The 15,630-nt window shown below is 65.3% G+C and carries 16 protein-coding genes; 15 read left to right on the top strand and 1 reads right to left on the bottom strand.

All coding sequences use genetic code 11. The features are described 5' to 3' along the window. The first annotated feature begins 7 nt into the window (after window positions 1–7). From FOY53_RS01755 to FOY53_RS01815, 13 genes are all read left to right on the top strand, one after another. A complete protein-coding gene (locus FOY53_RS01755; RefSeq protein WP_186766480.1) occupies window positions 8–502 on the top strand; it encodes a DUF1097 domain-containing protein in 495 nt (164 codons plus the stop codon). Window positions 503–869: 367 nt separating this feature from the next. After that, entirely contained in the window at window positions 870–2,132 is a 1,263-nt protein-coding gene (locus tag FOY53_RS01760) for a multidrug effflux MFS transporter (protein ID WP_146585051.1), read from the top strand. 91 nt (window positions 2,133–2,223) lie between these two features. After that, window positions 2,224–3,261 carry a succinylglutamate desuccinylase/aspartoacylase family protein gene (locus FOY53_RS01765; protein ID WP_146585053.1) on the top strand — a complete coding sequence of 346 codons (1,038 nt, stop codon included), beginning with the start codon at window positions 2,224–2,226 and terminating at the stop codon, window positions 3,259–3,261. Window positions 3,262–3,447: 186 nt separating this feature from the next. Further along, window positions 3,448–4,236, top strand: coding sequence for an exodeoxyribonuclease III (locus FOY53_RS01770; RefSeq protein WP_146585055.1), 789 nt, complete (start codon window positions 3,448–3,450; stop codon window positions 4,234–4,236). Between the two features lie 128 nt (window positions 4,237–4,364). Next, window positions 4,365–5,279 (top strand): thioredoxin family protein, encoded by a 915-nt coding sequence (locus FOY53_RS01775; RefSeq protein WP_146585429.1) that lies wholly within the window; start codon window positions 4,365–4,367, stop codon window positions 5,277–5,279. 27 nt (window positions 5,280–5,306) lie between these two features. Beyond that, on the top strand, window positions 5,307–5,954 hold the full coding sequence (locus tag FOY53_RS01780) for an LON peptidase substrate-binding domain-containing protein (RefSeq protein ID WP_146585057.1): 648 nt from the start codon (window positions 5,307–5,309) through the stop codon (window positions 5,952–5,954). Continuing rightward, entirely contained in the window at window positions 5,951–6,130 is a 180-nt protein-coding gene (locus FOY53_RS01785) for a Trm112 family protein (RefSeq protein WP_146585059.1), read from the top strand. Before FOY53_RS01780 ends, FOY53_RS01785 begins: the two co-directional genes overlap by 4 nt. 126 nt (window positions 6,131–6,256) lie before the next feature. After that, window positions 6,257–7,168 carry a tRNA pseudouridine(55) synthase TruB gene (truB, locus tag FOY53_RS01790; RefSeq protein WP_146585061.1) on the top strand — a complete coding sequence of 304 codons (912 nt, stop codon included), beginning with the start codon at window positions 6,257–6,259 and terminating at the stop codon, window positions 7,166–7,168. Window positions 7,169–7,370: 202 nt separating this feature from the next. Beyond that, the gene (dut, locus tag FOY53_RS01795) at window positions 7,371–7,823 is read left to right on the top strand and encodes a dUTP diphosphatase (RefSeq protein WP_146585064.1); all 453 of its coding nucleotides are present in this window, start codon (window positions 7,371–7,373) and stop codon (window positions 7,821–7,823) included. A 530-nt stretch (window positions 7,824–8,353) separates the two neighbouring features. Beyond that, window positions 8,354–9,385 carry a HesA/MoeB/ThiF family protein gene (locus FOY53_RS01800; protein WP_146585066.1) on the top strand — a complete coding sequence of 344 codons (1,032 nt, stop codon included), beginning with the start codon at window positions 8,354–8,356 and terminating at the stop codon, window positions 9,383–9,385. A gap of 61 nt (window positions 9,386–9,446) precedes the next feature. Next, window positions 9,447–10,250, top strand: coding sequence for a transporter substrate-binding domain-containing protein (locus FOY53_RS01805; protein WP_146585068.1), 804 nt, complete (start codon window positions 9,447–9,449; stop codon window positions 10,248–10,250). A gap of 17 nt (window positions 10,251–10,267) precedes the next feature. Next, on the top strand, window positions 10,268–11,059 hold the full coding sequence (locus FOY53_RS01810; protein ID WP_146585071.1) for an amino acid ABC transporter permease: 792 nt from the start codon (window positions 10,268–10,270) through the stop codon (window positions 11,057–11,059). A 129-nt stretch (window positions 11,060–11,188) separates the two neighbouring features. Then, window positions 11,189–13,210 carry a M3 family metallopeptidase gene (locus tag FOY53_RS01815; protein WP_146585073.1) on the top strand — a complete coding sequence of 674 codons (2,022 nt, stop codon included), beginning with the start codon at window positions 11,189–11,191 and terminating at the stop codon, window positions 13,208–13,210. Window positions 13,211–13,259: 49 nt separating this feature from the next. Here the strand turns inward: FOY53_RS01815 and FOY53_RS01820 are convergent, their stop codons facing one another. Next, window positions 13,260–14,243 carry a TraB/GumN family protein gene (locus tag FOY53_RS01820; protein WP_146585075.1) on the bottom strand — a complete coding sequence of 328 codons (984 nt, stop codon included), beginning with the start codon at window positions 14,241–14,243 and terminating at the stop codon, window positions 13,260–13,262. Window positions 14,244–14,320: 77 nt separating this feature from the next. Here FOY53_RS01820 and FOY53_RS01825 point away from each other — a divergent pair, with 77 nt between their 5' ends. Next, window positions 14,321–14,989 carry a DUF2161 domain-containing phosphodiesterase gene (locus tag FOY53_RS01825; RefSeq protein ID WP_146585077.1) on the top strand — a complete coding sequence of 223 codons (669 nt, stop codon included), beginning with the start codon at window positions 14,321–14,323 and terminating at the stop codon, window positions 14,987–14,989. 292 nt (window positions 14,990–15,281) lie between these two features. Next, window positions 15,282–15,593, top strand: coding sequence for a co-chaperone GroES (locus tag FOY53_RS01830; RefSeq protein WP_146585079.1), 312 nt, complete (start codon window positions 15,282–15,284; stop codon window positions 15,591–15,593). Window positions 15,594–15,630 lie beyond the last annotated feature (37 nt).

A 15,630-nucleotide genomic window follows, 5' to 3' on the forward strand; every position in this document is an offset into this window, starting at 1 on the left:
GACTCACATGAACATGATCAACGCACTTGCGATTTCGATTGGCGCGCTCGCCGCCGTCGCCACTTACCTGTGCCTTGGAACCGCGCTGGGGCTACAGGTCTGGGCGTTGTTTATCGGCTGGGGCAGCTTTTACCACACCGGGGGCGGCACCGAGGGATTGACCAAATCCGCCATCAACCACCTTTGGGGCGTGGTGATCGCCACTGTTACCTTGTTCATCGTCGGGACTGTTGGCGGCTCGGTCGTGGTGACGTCGATCATTGTCGGATTGTCCGTTGCCGTTCTGGTGCTGGGCGCCCATTCGGCGGCACTGTCGACGATTCCGGCCGGCGTCTACGGATACGCGTCCACCGCAGCGTTTGCCCTGCTGACCGGGGTTGCGATCGGTGACATCGCCGCGATCGGAAAGGCGGCCTTGATTGTCCTGATTTCCCTGGTGCTGGGAAACATTTTCGGTTTCGTATCGCAAAAGATTGCGGGCGCGATGGCGAGCGACGCCTGAATTGGCCCGGCCCCGGTTCGCCGGGGCCACTGCGACAGATGCCGAGACCCCGTTCCTGACGGTTCAGCCGGTGCGGGATCGGGGGTGGTCTGCATGTTGCACCGATTGCCGGGCTCCTCTTCGGGTCGGCGGACAGGGTCGCTCTGTCCGCGCCAAAATGTTTGTGCGCAAACGGATTTCAGCCATGCATGGCGCGCAAGGCCGCTAACCGGCGGGACAATGTGGCTGCAAAAGTGAACTGATTGGTGTAGCAGGCCGGGACCGGACCCGGGCTCAGGCACTTGGGACATGGCGGTGCCAGGCGTGTGGGCCACCGGTACATTTCAAACCATCCCTTGCCTCACCGACAGAAAGATTTCGCATGGCCATGACCGCAGCGACAGAAACCGACTTGCGTCCCCGCGGTGGCGAGAGCCTGCCGTACTGGGAATTCGTGGCGATCATCGCGCTGCTGATGGCGCTGAACGCGGCGGCGATTGATGTCTATATCCCGGCCTTGTCAGATGTGGGCGCGGCGCTGGGCGTGACGTCCGACAATCAGCGACAGTGGGTCATCACCGCTTATGTGCTGGGTTTCGGCGGTGCGCAGGTGATCTATGGCCCGTTGTCGGACAGGTTCGGGCGCCGACGGGTGTTGTTTGCGGGACTGGGAATTTATGTGGCCGCAGCGCTTGCGGCGATCTTTGCGCCGACGTTTGCCATGCTGGTCGGACTGCGCGTGGTGCAGGGCATCGGCGCCGCTGCCACACGGGTGGTGGCGATGTCGGTTGTGCGCGACCGGTTTCAGGGACCGGGCATGGCCTCGGTGATGTCGCTGGTCATGATGGTTTTCATGGTGATGCCGGTGTTTGCCCCCAACCTGGGGTCGGCGATCCTGCTGTTTGGTACATGGCGTGAACTGTCTGCGGTGATGTGCCTGTTTGGTGTCGGCGCCTTTGCCTGGGCCTGGTTCCGGCTGCCGGAGACCCTGCAACCGCAAGACCGGCGCGAGCTTAGCGCCAAGCGGGTGTTCGAAGCGTTCCGCATCATTTTCACCAACCGGCAAGCCTTTGGATATACCCTGGCGACCGGGGCGTTCTTTGGCGTGCTGTTCGCCTTCATCGCTCAGGCCGAGCAGATCTATACCCAGATCTACGGCATCGGCCCGGCCTTCACGTTGTATTTCTCGCTCGTCGCCTGCTTCATGTCGGCGTCCAGCTTTGCAAATTCGCGGCTGGTGGCGCGGTTCGGCACACGACGGCTCAGCCACGCCGCGCTGACAGGATTCACCCTGATGGGGGCACTGCATCTGGGGGTGGCGATCAGCTTTGGCGGCGCCGCGCCCTTCTGGCTGTTTCTGGCGCTGCTGATCCCGCAGTTCTGCCTGTTCGGGTTTATCCCGACCAACTTCAATTCTCTGGCCATGGATCCACTGGGTCATGTGGCGGGCACGGCCTCGGCTGTGCTGGGCACGGTTCAGACCCTGGGCGGCGGCATACTGGGCGCTTTCGTCGGGTACTTCTACAACGGCACTCTGGTGCCAATGCTGACCGGGTTCACCCTGCTGGGGGCGCTGTCGCTCAGCCTCGTGGCTGTCGCAGAAGGCGGACGGCTGTTCAGAGCGCCGCGGAATCGTCCTGCGCCGCGGTAAAATCGCTTGCCCGGCCTCTGTCAGCGATGCGACTCTTGCCAAGGTCGGGCGCTTGACATCCTATCGGAACCCGAACCAGACCGGAGCCCGCATGAACACAGCCTTTGAGATCGGAACCGAACGCATCCTGCCGGGTGACCGGCGCACGGTGGACCTGCCGGTTTCGGTCATGTCCGACCACACGCCGGTCACGCTGTCGGCCCATGTGGTCAACGGGCGTCGCCCGGGGCCGGTGATGTTCGTGTCGGCCGCGATCCATGGCGACGAGGTGATCGGCGCCGAAATTGTCCGCCGCCTGCTGCGCGCCGCCCCGGTGCAGCGGCTGGCAGGCACGCTGATCGCGGTGCCGATCGTGAATGCCTACGGGTTTCTGAACCACTCGCGGTATCTGCCCGACCGCCGCGACCTGAACCGGTGTTTTCCCGGTCACTCCGAAGGCTCGCTGGCCGCGCGACTGGCGCATCTCTTCATGAAGGAGATCGTGATGCGCTGCGACATCGGCATTGACCTGCATTCGGCGGCGGTCGGGCGTACCAACCTGCCACAGATCCGTCTGACCCCGGGCAACGACCGCCTGCGCGCCCTGGGCGAAGCCTTTGCCGCGCCGGTCACGATGCTGTCCAAGGTGCGCGAGGGCAGCTTGCGGGGCGAGGCCGAGGCGCGCGGTGTCGATCTGCTGCTCTACGAGGCCGGCGAGGGGCTCCGGTTCGACGAATTCGCCGCCCGGGCCGGTGTGGCCGGTATTTTGCGGGTGATGGAGCAACTGGGCATGATTGCGGGCAAGGGCGTGCCCCGGGCGCGCGGCGCCCCGGTGTTCTGCGAACGCTCGACCTGGTCACGGGCGCCGACCGGCGGGCTGCTGCGCACGCTGAAGGCAAGTGGCGACTATATCGAGGCAGGCGACGTTCTGGGGATCATCTCCGATCCCTTCGGCGAGGTCGAGGCCGAGGTTCTGGCCCAGGATACCGGCATTGTCGTCGGCCGCACGAACCTGCCGGTGGTCAATGAAGGTGATGCGGTGTTCCACATCGCGATCCCGAAGCGGGCGGTGCATGCCGAGGCGGCGGCGCAGGGCATGGGAGAGCATCTGGAAGCGGCGGCGCTGTTCGACGAAGACGAGATCATCTGAGCCACCGCCGGACAGGTTCCGGACGCCTCCGGCGGGAGTATTTGGAAAGAGAAGAAACCGGGGCCGGTTCTGCAAGCCACCCCGGTTGTCGGCACCGGCTGTCCCCGGCCTCTGCGCCGGCAATCGCGGCTTGCACCCCGCGTCGCAAAGGGGGCATGGTCCGCGCGCATATCAAAGGAGACCGTCATGGCCTTTACCCTCGCCACCTGGAACATCAATTCCGTGCGCCTGCGCGCCGGGCTGGTCGAACGTCTGATGCGCGACGAGATGCCGGATGTCCTGTGCCTGCAGGAGTGCAAGAGCCCGGTGGACAAGCTGCCTTTGGACGGGTTTGCGGCGCTTGGATATACCCATGTGGTGGCACGTGGACAGAAGGGCTACAACGGGGTGGCGATCCTGTCCAAGCTGCCGATCCGGGACGTCGGCGACAAGGATTTCGCCGCGCTGGGCCATGCGCGGCATGTGGCCGCCCAACTGGACAATGGCGTGACGGTCCATAATTTCTACGTGCCGGCGGGCGGGGACAAGCCGGACCGGGCTGTGAATGTGAAGTTCGGCCAGAAACTCGACTATCTGAGCGAAATGCGCGACTGGTTCCGCGCCGAGCGGCCCGAGAAGGCGATCCTGGTGGGCGATCTCAACATCGCCCCGCGCGAGGATGATGTCTGGGACCACAAGAAACTGCTGAAGATCGTGAGCCACACGCCCATCGAGGTCGACCATCTGGGGGCGGCGCAGGAGGCCGGCGGCTGGGTGGACATCACCCGGCAGGATATCCCGTCGGGCAACCTGTATTCCTGGTGGTCCTACCGGTCGCCGGACTGGGATCTCGCCGACAAGGGCCGTCGGCTGGACCACGTCTGGGCGACGCCCGACATTGCCGCGGCCGGCCACTCGAGCCGGATCCTGCGCCCGGTGCGCGGCTGGGAGCAGCCGAGTGACCATGCGCCGGTTCTGGCCAGCTTCGATCTGTAGCGCGGAGCTGTGGAGGCGCTGCGGCCGCACGCTGTTCCGTCTGCCCCCTTGCAACCGCAGGGGGCTTGGGCCATCTAACCCTGCAACAGCCATTCCGGGCCAATCTTGAGGCAAAAGAGGATTTCGCGATGATCGAATTGGGAACGGGCGCCGCACAACCGCAGCAGAGCCATGTCAAGGACGTGGCCGAGCGGGACTTCATGAAAGAGGTGATCGAGGCTTCGAAGGAGGCGCCGGTCATCGTTGATTTCTGGGCGCCGTGGTGTGGTCCCTGCAAGACGCTGGGTCCGCAGCTCGAAGCGGCGGTGAACGCGGCCAAGGGCGCCGTGACCATGGCCAAGGTCAACATCGACGAAGCCCAGCAGATCGCGGCGCAGCTTCAGATCCAGTCAATTCCCACGGTCTATGCCTTTTTCCGCGGCCAGCCGATCGACGGCTTCCAGGGCGCGCTGCCGCCGTCCGAGGTCAAGGCCTTTGTCGAGCGTGTGGTCAAGCAGGCGGGTGGTGATGCCAGCGGCGGGCTGGACGAGGCGGTTGCCACAGCCGAGGAAATGCTCGAGCAGGGTGCCGCCACCGATGCGGTGCAGATCTTCGGCGCGATTCTGGGCGAGGAACCGAACCACGCCGGCGCCTATGGCGGCATGGTGCGGGCGCATATCGCGATGAAGGAGCTGGATCAGGCCGAGGCGATCCTGAACGGCGCCCCGGTCGAGATTTCCAAGGCGCCCGAGCTTGAGGCCGCGCACGCGCAGCTGATGCTGGCGCGTCAGGCCGAGAACGCCGGCCCTGTCGGCGAGTTGACGGCGGCGGTCGACGCAAATCCGGACGATCATCAGGCGCGGCTGGATCTGGCGCAGGCGCTCTATGCCAATGGTGAGGTCGAGGCGGCAGTGGACCAGCTGCTCGAATCCTTCCGGCGCGACCGCGAGTGGAATGACGGCGCCGCAAAAGCGCAACTGTTCACCGTTTTCGATGCGCTGAAGCCGAATGATCCGGTGGCGCTCAGGGGGCGGCGGAAATTGAGCTCGATGCTGTTTGCCTGACCTGGTCTGCGGGCTAGCTAGGATGTCATGAAACACATCACCGATCTGCCGGATCTGATTCCGGTCTTTCCCCTGCCGGGCGCGCTGTTGCTGCCGCGCTCGCGCTTGCCGCTGCATCTGTTCGAGCCGCGCTATCTGCAGATGTTCGATGACGCGCTCAAGACCGATGCGCGGTTGATCGGGATGGTGCAGCCCAATGCCGTGCCCGGTCGCGACAAGGCCGGGCTGCAGCGAATCGGGTGTGCCGGGCGGATCAGCCAGTTCTCCGAAACCGAGGATGGTCGCTACATGATCACCCTGGCGGGAATCTCGCGGTTCCGGGTGCAGAAAGAAGTCGAGGGGTTCACCCCTTACCGGCGGTGCGAGGTGAGCTGGGAGGGTTTCGAGCAGGATCTCTGCGACGATGCCGACGAGGACCGGGCCTTCAACCGCCCCAAGTTCCTGACATTGCTCGAACGGTACTTTGACGCCCGCGACCTGTCGGCCGATTGGGACACGCTGAAGGACGCCGAGGACGAATTGCTGGTCAATTCGCTGTCGATGCTGCTGGATTTTGATCCCGAGGACAAGCAGGCGCTGCTGGAGGCGCCTTCGCTCAGCACCCGGCGGGAAACCCTGGTGACACTGATAGAATATGCCCTGCGCGGCGGCTCCGATGAAGGATTGATGCAATGACCGAACCGGTGTCCGACCGCCGAATGCTCGAGGCGCTGATCTGCCCGCAGACCCATGCGACGCTGGAATACGACGCCGAAGCGCAGGAATTGATCAGTCGCCGGGCCCGGCTCGCCTATCCGATCCGCGATGGCATTCCCGTGATGCTTCTGGACGAGGCGCGGCGGCTGGACTGAGGCGCCGCCCCGGGGTCGGGCGCCGGCCTTGGGGCACCGGGGCGCGCCCCGCCAGAGGGACAGCCGCGTTGACAGCATGTCGGCGCGCTGCTACGCGACCGCCCTTATCTGCAAAGGACATGAAGCATGGCACGAGGCCGCAAGGGGCGCGATATTTCCGGTTGGCTGGTGGTGGACAAGCCGGCGGGCCTGACATCGACCGCCGTGGTGAACAAGGTGCGCTGGGCACTGGATGCCAAAAAGGCCGGTCACGCGGGCACGCTGGATCCGGATGCGACCGGCGTATTGGCCGTGGCGCTGGGCGAGGCAACCAAAACGGTGCCCTATATCACCGACGCCCTGAAGGCCTATGTCTTTACCGTGCGGCTGGGTGTGGCCACCAACACCGATGACGCCGAGGGCGAAGTGTTGCAGACATCAGATCTGCGCCCCTCGGACGCCGAGATCAAGGAGGCCCTGCACGGCTTTGTCGGCGACATCCAGCAGGTGCCGCCGCAATTTTCAGCGGTCAAGATCGACGGCGAGCGGGCCTACAAGCGCGCCCGGGACGGCGAGGCCATGGAGATCGCGGCGCGGGATCTGTTTGTCGAGTCCCTGATACTGACGGGACGGCCCGACGCTGATCATGTGACGCTGGAAATGGTTTGCGGCAAGGGGGGCTACGTCCGTTCCATCGCCCGGGATCTGGGTGAACGGCTTGGCTGCTATGGCCATGTGCGCGAATTGCGCCGGACCTGGTCGGGTCCGTTCGAAGCGCAGGACGGTATCACGCTGGACGAGGTCGAGCGGCTGGCCCGCACACCGGAACTGGACGCTTTCGTGCAGCCGCTGGAGGTAGGATTGGCGGATCTGCCGCAGGTGCCCTGCGCCCCCGAGGCGGCGGCGCGTCTGCGCAACGGCAATCCCGGCATGGTGATCAGTTCAGAGGTGGAATACGGCGACGAATGCTGGGCGGCGCTGAACGGGCGCGCGGTGGCGGTCGGCATCTACAAGGGCGGGGAACTGCACCCGATCCGGGTGTTCGCCGCCCCGACCTGAGTCCGGGCGGGCGGTGCCGCGCACCCGCAACGATGCGCCACTTCGGGCGGTTTGTTCCAGCGGGTCGAGGCAGAACGTGCGGTGACGCCGCGCCAGGGTATGTTGACGGGACGGCGTCGCCGACGAAAATCGCATACTCAGGCAAGCAAATCATGTGCATCCGGTGCGGCAGCACCGGTGCCCCGAAGCTGTCACGGAGCCAATGATGAACACGATCAAATTTCTGCGCCTCGCACACAACGCTGACCTGCCGTTGCCCGCCTATGCAACGCCAGGCGCGGCGGGCATGGATCTGCGCGCCTGCCTTGCCGACGGCGACATCGTCATTGAACCGGGCGCGATTGCGCTCATCCCAACGGGATTTGCGGTGGAACTGCCGCCGGCAACCGAAATGCAGATCCGTCCGCGATCGGGCTTGGCGATCCGGTCCGGCATCCTGAACCCCAACAGCCCCGGCACAGTGGACGAGGATTACAGGGGCGAGATCCAGGTGGCGTTGATGAACGCCGGGCACGAAGCCTTTGCCGTCGCGCACGGCGACCGCATCGCCCAGGCTGTGATCGCCGATGTACGGCGGCCTGAAATAGTAGAAGCCCAAAGCCTAGCAGGGACAGTCCGCGGCGCCGGGGGCTTTGGCTCGACCGGCGTGAAGTGAGGATCGTGGCATCGCAGGCAGATCTGACCTGTGCCGTCGGCCGGATCGCTCTCTGAATGCTGACTGTGAGGCCGGCCAGCCACGGGTTGGCCAACCGCCCGGCATAATGGACGCCCTGCGGCTGCCACCCGCTGCTTGATCTCTCTGTATGCACCTTGGTCTGTCGTGGAAATCACCCGATGCATTTGAACGCGGTCCCGTTTTAGGGTTTACGCTACGCCTGCGCGTTCAGGCGATCACACCGGTCGTCATCACCTGCGGTCGCTTCAATGTTGAGGGTCTCTCATGAAACGCTATGAAATTGTGGCTCGGATGGATCTGGCGGCTGGTCAATCCGGAAAGCGTTGTTCCGCTGCGGCGAACAGGCGATCTCTGGCAGTTGCCATGAGGGGGCTGCGACGGGCGGCGCGTTCTGCAATTGATCACAGGCGCTCTGCCCCGCTTTTGGCGCGGGGTCATATCAAGGCCGACCGCGCAATGGCCGCGTCCACCCGCAGCCAGGGCGGCATTGGCTGCGGCGGGGCGCGCTGATGCTGCTGGTACTGGGGCTGGCCGCAGGGCTTTGGGGCATCGGGCATGTGATGGGAGCGCCAAAACGGGCACGGGTTACACTGATCGCGGTGCTGTTCGTCGCGGTGATCGCGCTGCACCTATTGCTGCCCGACGGGCACCCGGTGCGGATGGCAACCGGGGAATCTGTGGCGTTCTGGCTGATCCTTGCGGGGTTTGCCGGACTGATACTGGCGTATCGCGCCGGGCTCGGGCGGCTGCGCACCCGCGCTGCGACCGTGGCTCCTGAGGCGCGCAGCGACCGGTTTTCCGATGCCGAGCTCGAGCGGTATGCCCGCCACATCGTGCTGCGCGAGATCGGGGGCGCAGGCCAGAAGGCGCTGCGCAATGGCAGGGTGCTGGTGATCGGCGCCGGCGGGCTGGGCGCGCCGGCGTTGCAGTACCTTGCGGCGGCCGGCGTCGGCACCATCGGGGTGATCGACGACGATACGGTCGAAAATGCCAACCTGCAGCGTCAGGTGATCCATCGTGACCGGGACATCGGTCTGCCCAAGGTGTTTTCGGCACAGGCCGCGATGCTGGCGCAGAACCCGCATGTGACGGTCCTGCCATATCACCGCAGGCTGGACGACGCATCGGCCGCAGAGCTCTTTGACGACTATGACGTCATCCTGGACGGCACCGATAATTTCAGCACCCGTTACCTTGCCAACCGGGCGGCGGCGGCGCGGGGCAAGCCGCTGGTTTCCGGCGCGCTCTCCCAGTGGGAGGGGCAGCTTTCAGTCTTTGATCCCGCCCGCGGGGCGCCCTGCTACCAGTGCATCTTTCCCGAGGCTCCGGCGGCGGGCCTGGCACCGTCCTGCGCCGAGGCCGGCGTGCTGGGACCGCTGCCCGGAGTGGTCGGGGCGATGATGGCCGTCGAGGCGGTGAAGCTTCTGACCGGCGCGGGTCAGGCCCTGCGCGGCGAGATGCTGATCTATGACGCGCTCTGGGGCGAGACCCGGAAAATCGCGCTGAAATCTCGGACTGACTGCCCGGTCTGCGGCGGCTGAGGCTTGCGCCCGGTGCAGCAGCGGGCATATTCCGGGGGAAATACGCAACCGGGAGAGACAGATGACAGGCACCAAGGGCTGGACAGCGGCATTGGCACTGGCCGCAGCCGCTATCGCGGGCACGGTTTTCGCAGAGGCGCCTCTGCCCGATCTGGACGGGCGCGAGGTGGTCGTGGCGGTCGAGAATGCCTATCCGCCGCTGCAGTATATCGACGCCGCCACCGGCATGGCCATGGGGTGGGAATACGAGGCGATGGCCGAGATTTCCCGGCGGCTGAATTTCACCCTGGTCTATGAAAACATCAGCTGGGACGCGATGATCCCGGCGGTGGCCGAGGCGCAGTTCGACATTGGCATGACCGGAATCACCATCCGCGAGGACCGGGCCGAGATGGTGGATTTCTCCGAGCCCTACATGCGCTCGGAAATGGTCATGCTGGTGCGCGGCGACGAAGCTCGGTTCGCGGACGCTGCGGGCTTTGCCGCCGATCCGGACCTGCTGCTGGCGGCGCAGCCGGGCACGACGCCGTTTTATGTCGGCGTCTACGAGCTGCTGGACGGCGACGAGGCCAACCCGCGTGTCAGGCTGTTCGAGACCTTCGGGGCCGGCGTGCAGGCGCTGCGCACCGGTGATGTGGATCTGGTGCTGACCGACGGTACGGCCGGGGTCGGCTATGTCGAGGCGTCCGACGGCGCGCTCAAGATTGTCGGCGAGACGCTGGGAGCCGAGGATTTCGGCTTCATCTTCCCCAGGGGATCGGATCTCGTGGCACCGGTCAATGCCGCGATTGCCGACATGAAGGCGGATGGCACGATCGAGGCCCTGAACCGGAAGTGGTTCCTGGACACCAAATTGGGTGGCTGACATGATGCGGGGCCTTCATGGGGCCTGAGCGCCGCGGCACAGGGGATTTCCCGTGGTGGCTGGTGGCGGTCAGTGTCCTCGGTATCCTGCTGTTCTACCGCACCCTCGCGGACGCGCTGCATGCGCAGATCCTGTCCACCCTGCTGCGCGGGGTGCAGATCACCCTGTTCGTGACGCTGGTTGCCTTTGCGCTGGCGGCAGCGGTGGGGCTGGGGGTGGCACTGATGGCGCTGTCGCGCAGTCTGGTGCTGCGGCAGGTGGCGCGGTTCTACACCGAGGTGGTGCGCGGCGTGCCGATGCTGGTGCTGTTGCTCTACGTCGCCTTCGTGCTGGCTCCGGGCATGGTCGAGCTGCGCAACTGGGTGCTGGGCCTTGTCGGTGTGGACCCGATCCGGACGCGGGACTTCTCGTTGCTGTGGCGGGCGACCATCGCACTGACCATCGGATATTCGGCGTTTATCGGCGAGGTTTTCCGCGCCGGATTGTTGTCGGTTGATCCCGGGCAGATCGAGGCGGCCAATGCGCTGGGTCTGAGCCCCTGGCAGCGGTTCCGGCTGGTGGTCTTTCCGCAGGCGATCAAGACGATCCTGCCGCCGCTGGGCAATGATTTCAGCGCGATGATCAAGGATTCTTCGCTGGTCTCGGTGCTCGGGGTTCTGGACGTGACGCAGTTGGGCAAGGTCACGGCGGCCGGGAATTTCCGCTATTTCGAGACCTACAACGTTGTGGCGCTGATCTATCTGACCATGACGATCACCTTGTCGCTGGTGTTGCGTCGGCTTGAGGCGCATCTGCGCCGGAAGCCCTGAGGCCGCGCAGGTCGGGGCTGTGCCAACGCCTCCGGCGGGGATATTTCTGCCCCGAAGACGCCAGGGGTGGCACCCGGCGATTGTAAGGCGGGGTCCGGCGGCCTAGCTATGGGCCAAAGGAGAGCTTTCATGACAAATCCGTTGCTTGCCGACTGGGACACGCCGTTCGGGCTGGCGCCGTTCGATGCCATTTCCGATGAGGACTTCGCGCCCGCCTTTGACGTGGCTCTGGCCGCGCATCTGGACGAAATCAGCGCGATTGCCGACAACCCGGAGCCTGCGACCTTTGCCAACACCATCGAGAGGATGGAAGGGGCAGGGGCGGCGCTGGACAAGGTGCTGGCGGTGTTCTTTTCCGTGGCCGGGGCGGACAGCAATCCGGCGCGGCAGGAGCTTCAGCGGCAGTTTTCGCCAAAGCTCGCGGCGCATTCCACGGCGATCTATGGCAATGCCGTGCTGTTCGCCCGGGTCCGGGATCTGTGGGACCGGCGCGACACGCTGGACCTGACAGCGGAAGAGGCGCGGGTCCTGATGCTGACGCATCGGGGGTTCGTGCGGGCCGGGGCGGCGTTGACCGGTGCAGAGGCGGAGCGGATGGCCGAGGTCAAGTCGCGGCTGGCGGTGCTGGGCACGCAGTTCACCCAGAACCTGCTGGCGGACGAGGCAGGCTGGCACATGGCGCTGACCGAAAGCGATCTGGACGGTTTGCCGGAGTTTGTGCGCGCGTCGGCGCGGGCCGCCGGCGAAGATCTGGGCGCGGAGGGACCGGTCATCACGCTGAGCCGGTCGCTGATCGTGCCGTTTCTGCAATTCTCGGCGCGGCGCGATCTGCGCGAGATCGCGTGGCGCGCCTGGGTGGCGCGGGGCGAAAACGGGGGCGAGACCGACAACACCGGCATTGCCGCCGAGGTTCTGGCGCTGCGTGCCGAGCGGGCCGCGTTGCTGGGGTATCGCTCGTTCGCGCAGTACAAGCTCGAAACCGAGATGGCGGGCAGCCCGGACCGGGTGCGCGACCTGCTGATGCAGGTCTGGGCGCCGGCGCGGGCACAGGCACTGGCCGACGCCGGGGTCATGGAAGCCATGATGCAGGCGGACGGCGTGAATGGTCCGCTCCAGGCCTGGGACTGGCGGTATTATGCGGAAAAGCGCCGCAAGGCGGAACACGACCTCGATGAGGCGGAGCTCAAGCCCTACCTGCAGTTGGAGAAGATGATCGAGGCGGCGTTCACCTGCGCGACCCGTCTGTTCGGGTTGGAGTTCCGGCCCCTGGACGTTGCACTGTATCATCCAGACTGCCGCGCCTGGGAGGTGCGGCGCAACGGCGAACATCTGGCGGTGTTCATCGGCGACTACTTTGCACGGCCGTCGAAACGTTCGGGTGCCTGGTGTTCGGCCATGCGCAGCCAGGCGAAGCGCCCCGTCGTGAAGACTCCGGTCGTCATCAACGTGTGCAATTTCGCCAGACCGTCGAAAGGCCAGCCTGCGCTGCTGTCTTATGACGATGCGCGCACCCTGTTTCACGAGTTCGGTCATGCGCTGCACCAGATGCTCTCGGACGTGGCCTTTGGGTCGGTGGCCGGGACATCGGTTGCCCGGGACTTTGTCGAACTGCCGAGCCAGCTGTATGAGCACTGGCTGGAAGTGCCCGAAGTGCTTGAGGAATTTGCCACCCACGCCGAGACCGGCGAAGCCATGCCGCAGGCGATGTTGGAGAAGGTGCTGAAGGCAGCGAATTTCGACATGGGATTCGCGACCGTGGAATACGTCGCCTCGGCCCTTGTGGACCTGGAGTTTCACGATGGCGCGCCGCCTGCGGACCCGATGCAGATGCAGGCCGACGTGCTGGCGCGGATCGGCCTGCCCGCAGCGATCACCATGCGCCACGCCACGCCGCATTTTGCGCATGTGTTTTCCGGCGACGGCTATTCCAGCGGCTACTACAGCTACATGTGGTCCGAGGTCATGGACGCCGACGCCTTTGCCGCCTTCGAGGAGGCGGGCTCGGCCTTTGATCCGGAGATGGCCGGCAAGCTGGAGGAATTCATCCTGTCGGCGGGCGGCTCGGAGGATGCCGAGGTGTTGTACAAAAAGTTCCGGGGCCGGATGCCGGGGGTCGAGGCCCTGCTGCGCGGGCGCGGTCTGGCGGCCTGACGTTGCGGGACAGGCACTGCATGGCACCGGGGTGCCGTGCGGTGCTGTCTCAGAACCGCTGACGGGTAAGGGTGAAACCCCGGGCTTCCAGCAAGTTCAACAGTCCGGTGTCGCCTTGCAGGTGGGCCGCGCCGACGGCGACGACGATCGGACCCTCTTCGACCGCTTTCAGGATCACCGGAATCCAGGCGCGGTTGCGGTTGTCGAGCATATCGGTCTGCATCTGCGCGAACATCGCATCGCTTTGGGCGGGGTCCAGCGGCGACAGGCGCCGCGAGAGCAGACGTGACACCTGCCAGCTTTCGGTCAGGGCCTCTTCGAAATAGCTGGCCAGAAGGGTGGCGAACAGATCTTCGCTGGTCTGAGGCGCGACCAGCGCGGCTTGCATCATCGCGATCTGCTCTTCCAGTGGCGCGGCCTTGAAGAGGTTGAACACGGTGTCAAAGGATTCAAGCGATTGGGTCGGAACGTCCGCCGCCAGCGCGATGTCCAAAATCCGTCCGTCCAGGCCCTGCGCCTGTTGCAGCGCGGCGGTGGCACAGGGTGGGATCGACAGCAGCATCGACAGGTACCAGGGCTGGAACTTGGCGGCCATGACTGCCGGGACACCGCGGGCCCGCGCTGCCTCGGCCAGCGTCTGCCAGGCCGCCTCGTCCATCAATTCGGGCAGGGTGGTGTCGGTGAGCAGGAGCATTTCAGGACGCGAGGTCAGGGCCGCGGTCAGTTCGGCCTGCTGCGCTGCGGACATTTCCAGCAGCACGGCCGAGGCCGCGCCGATCTCGGGGGCGATCCGGGCGGCGGGCGCATCCAGCCGCGGGTCATCCAGATGTACCGTGCCGATAAGGTCGATCTGCTGGCTGCCGCGCATGGCCCGCCAGCGGTTGCCCACGGGAAACGCGGTTTCGGCGACAATCGCGTGCAGTTCGCCGCGCTCGGCGTCGGTCAGGGTCTCTCGAAGGTCCTGGCCCGCGCATTGCGCCGTTGCCGTCGTCGCGAGGCCAAGGCAGAGAAACAGGGGAACAAGCAGGCGCATGAGGGATCTCCGGGCTCAGACCCTATTATCTAGGCGCTGCGCTTGTCAGCGGCAAGCGGGCGGGCAAGGATGGGCCGATGAAGCGGGAAAGTGAACTGTACGGCCCGGTCAAGGCGCTGCTGCAACGGCAGGGCTACGAGGTGAAGGGCGAGGTCGGCAAGGCGGACCTTGTGGCGCGTCGCGGCGACGAGGCGCCGGTCATTGTCGAATTGAAACTGAAGATTTCTCTGACCCTGTTTCACCAGGCGGTGGCGCGGCTGGCTCTGAGCGATCTGGTCTACATTGCCGTGCCCCGTCCCGCAGGGCCGCAGGCCAGGCGGGCGTTGAAGGACAACCTTGCCCTGTGCCGGCGCCTGGGTCTGGGATTCATAACCGTGCGGGAGGACGGCGTGACAGAGGTGCTGTGTGATCCGGGCAGCGCGTTGCCACGGCGCAATCCAAAGGCGCGGGCCCGCCTGCTGCGCGACTTTGACCGGCTGCGCGGCGATCCCAATGACGGCGGTGCGACGCGCTACGGGATTGTCACCGGCTATCGCCAGGATGCGCTGCGCTGTGCGGCGTATCTTGCCGAACACGGGGCGGGCAAGGGGTCCGTGGTGGCCAAGGCCGTGGGGGTAAAGCCCGCAACGCGGATCATGGCAGAGAATCACTATGGCTGGTTCGAGAGGGTGGACAAGGGCATCTATGCGCTGACGCAGGCCGGGCGGGCCGGATTGGTGCATTGGGCCGAATCCTGGGAAGAGTGAGTCCCGCGATCTTGCCACGGCGAACGAGGATACGGCAGTTGGATCAGGCGGGTCGGCGCAGATACCGCGACTGGGACCGAGGCGTGACCCTGCCCGCCCCTTCTGTGGCCGGGGGACGTGTCGCACCCTCCGGAATACAAGCCGGGACACGGCAAATTTTTGCAAATTCCCGTGTTGACAGGTTCCGTCCCGCTCCATACCTATGCGCCGTTAGCACTCGACTGACGTGAGTGCTAACGGCCTGCCCGACGACGGGGGGCCAAGAGAAACTTTGAGCCAAGGAGACTCGAAGATGGCATTTAAACCGCTCCACGACCGCGTGCTGGTTCGCCGTATCGAAGGTGAAGACAAGACCAAGGGTGGTCTCATCATCCCCGACAGCGCCAAGGAAAAGCCCGCAGAGGGTATCGTTGTTGCTTGTGGCGAAGGCGCCCGCAAGGACAGCGGCGAGCTGATCGAGATGGCTGTTTCGGCTGGCGACAAGATCCTGTTCGGCAAGTGGTCGGGCACCGAGGTCACGGTCAACGGCGAAGAGCTGCTGATCATGAAAGAATCCGACATTCTCGGGATCATCCTGGACGACGCGGCTGCCAAGGCAGCCTGATCCGTTCCGTCCGCTGATTCCCACCACCGATTTACAG

Source organism: Puniceibacterium confluentis (assembly GCF_007923445.1).
GTDB lineage: Bacteria > Pseudomonadota > Alphaproteobacteria > Rhodobacterales > Rhodobacteraceae > Puniceibacterium > Puniceibacterium confluentis.

What these genes read in the sequence shown, in the direction of transcription:
- FOY53_RS01805 (WP_146585068.1), top strand. Translation starts at nt 9,447, where the DNA reads ATGACAGGCACCAAGGGCTGGACAGCGGCATTGGCACTGGCCGCAGCC.
- FOY53_RS01785 (WP_146585059.1), top strand. Translation starts at nt 5,951, where the DNA reads ATGACCGAACCGGTGTCCGACCGCCGAATGCTCGAGGCGCTGATCTGC.
- FOY53_RS01755 (WP_186766480.1), top strand. Translation starts at nt 8, where the DNA reads ATGAACATGATCAACGCACTTGCGATTTCGATTGGCGCGCTCGCCGCC.
- FOY53_RS01800 (WP_146585066.1), top strand. Translation starts at nt 8,354, where the DNA reads ATGCTGCTGGTACTGGGGCTGGCCGCAGGGCTTTGGGGCATCGGGCAT.
- FOY53_RS01780 (WP_146585057.1), top strand. Translation starts at nt 5,307, where the DNA reads ATGAAACACATCACCGATCTGCCGGATCTGATTCCGGTCTTTCCCCTG.
- FOY53_RS01815 (WP_146585073.1), top strand. Translation starts at nt 11,189, where the DNA reads ATGACAAATCCGTTGCTTGCCGACTGGGACACGCCGTTCGGGCTGGCG.
- FOY53_RS01820 (WP_146585075.1), bottom strand. Translation starts at nt 14,243, where the DNA reads ATGCGCCTGCTTGTTCCCCTGTTTCTCTGCCTTGGCCTCGCGACGACG.
- FOY53_RS01830 (WP_146585079.1), top strand. Translation starts at nt 15,282, where the DNA reads ATGGCATTTAAACCGCTCCACGACCGCGTGCTGGTTCGCCGTATCGAA.
- FOY53_RS01760 (WP_146585051.1), top strand. Translation starts at nt 870, where the DNA reads ATGACCGCAGCGACAGAAACCGACTTGCGTCCCCGCGGTGGCGAGAGC.
- FOY53_RS01765 (WP_146585053.1), top strand. Translation starts at nt 2,224, where the DNA reads ATGAACACAGCCTTTGAGATCGGAACCGAACGCATCCTGCCGGGTGAC.
- truB (WP_146585061.1), top strand. Translation starts at nt 6,257, where the DNA reads ATGGCACGAGGCCGCAAGGGGCGCGATATTTCCGGTTGGCTGGTGGTG.
- FOY53_RS01825 (WP_146585077.1), top strand. Translation starts at nt 14,321, where the DNA reads ATGAAGCGGGAAAGTGAACTGTACGGCCCGGTCAAGGCGCTGCTGCAA.
- FOY53_RS01770 (WP_146585055.1), top strand. Translation starts at nt 3,448, where the DNA reads ATGGCCTTTACCCTCGCCACCTGGAACATCAATTCCGTGCGCCTGCGC.
- dut (WP_146585064.1), top strand. Translation starts at nt 7,371, where the DNA reads ATGATGAACACGATCAAATTTCTGCGCCTCGCACACAACGCTGACCTG.
- FOY53_RS01775 (WP_146585429.1), top strand. Translation starts at nt 4,365, where the DNA reads ATGATCGAATTGGGAACGGGCGCCGCACAACCGCAGCAGAGCCATGTC.
- FOY53_RS01810 (WP_146585071.1), top strand. Translation starts at nt 10,268, where the DNA reads ATGGGGCCTGAGCGCCGCGGCACAGGGGATTTCCCGTGGTGGCTGGTG.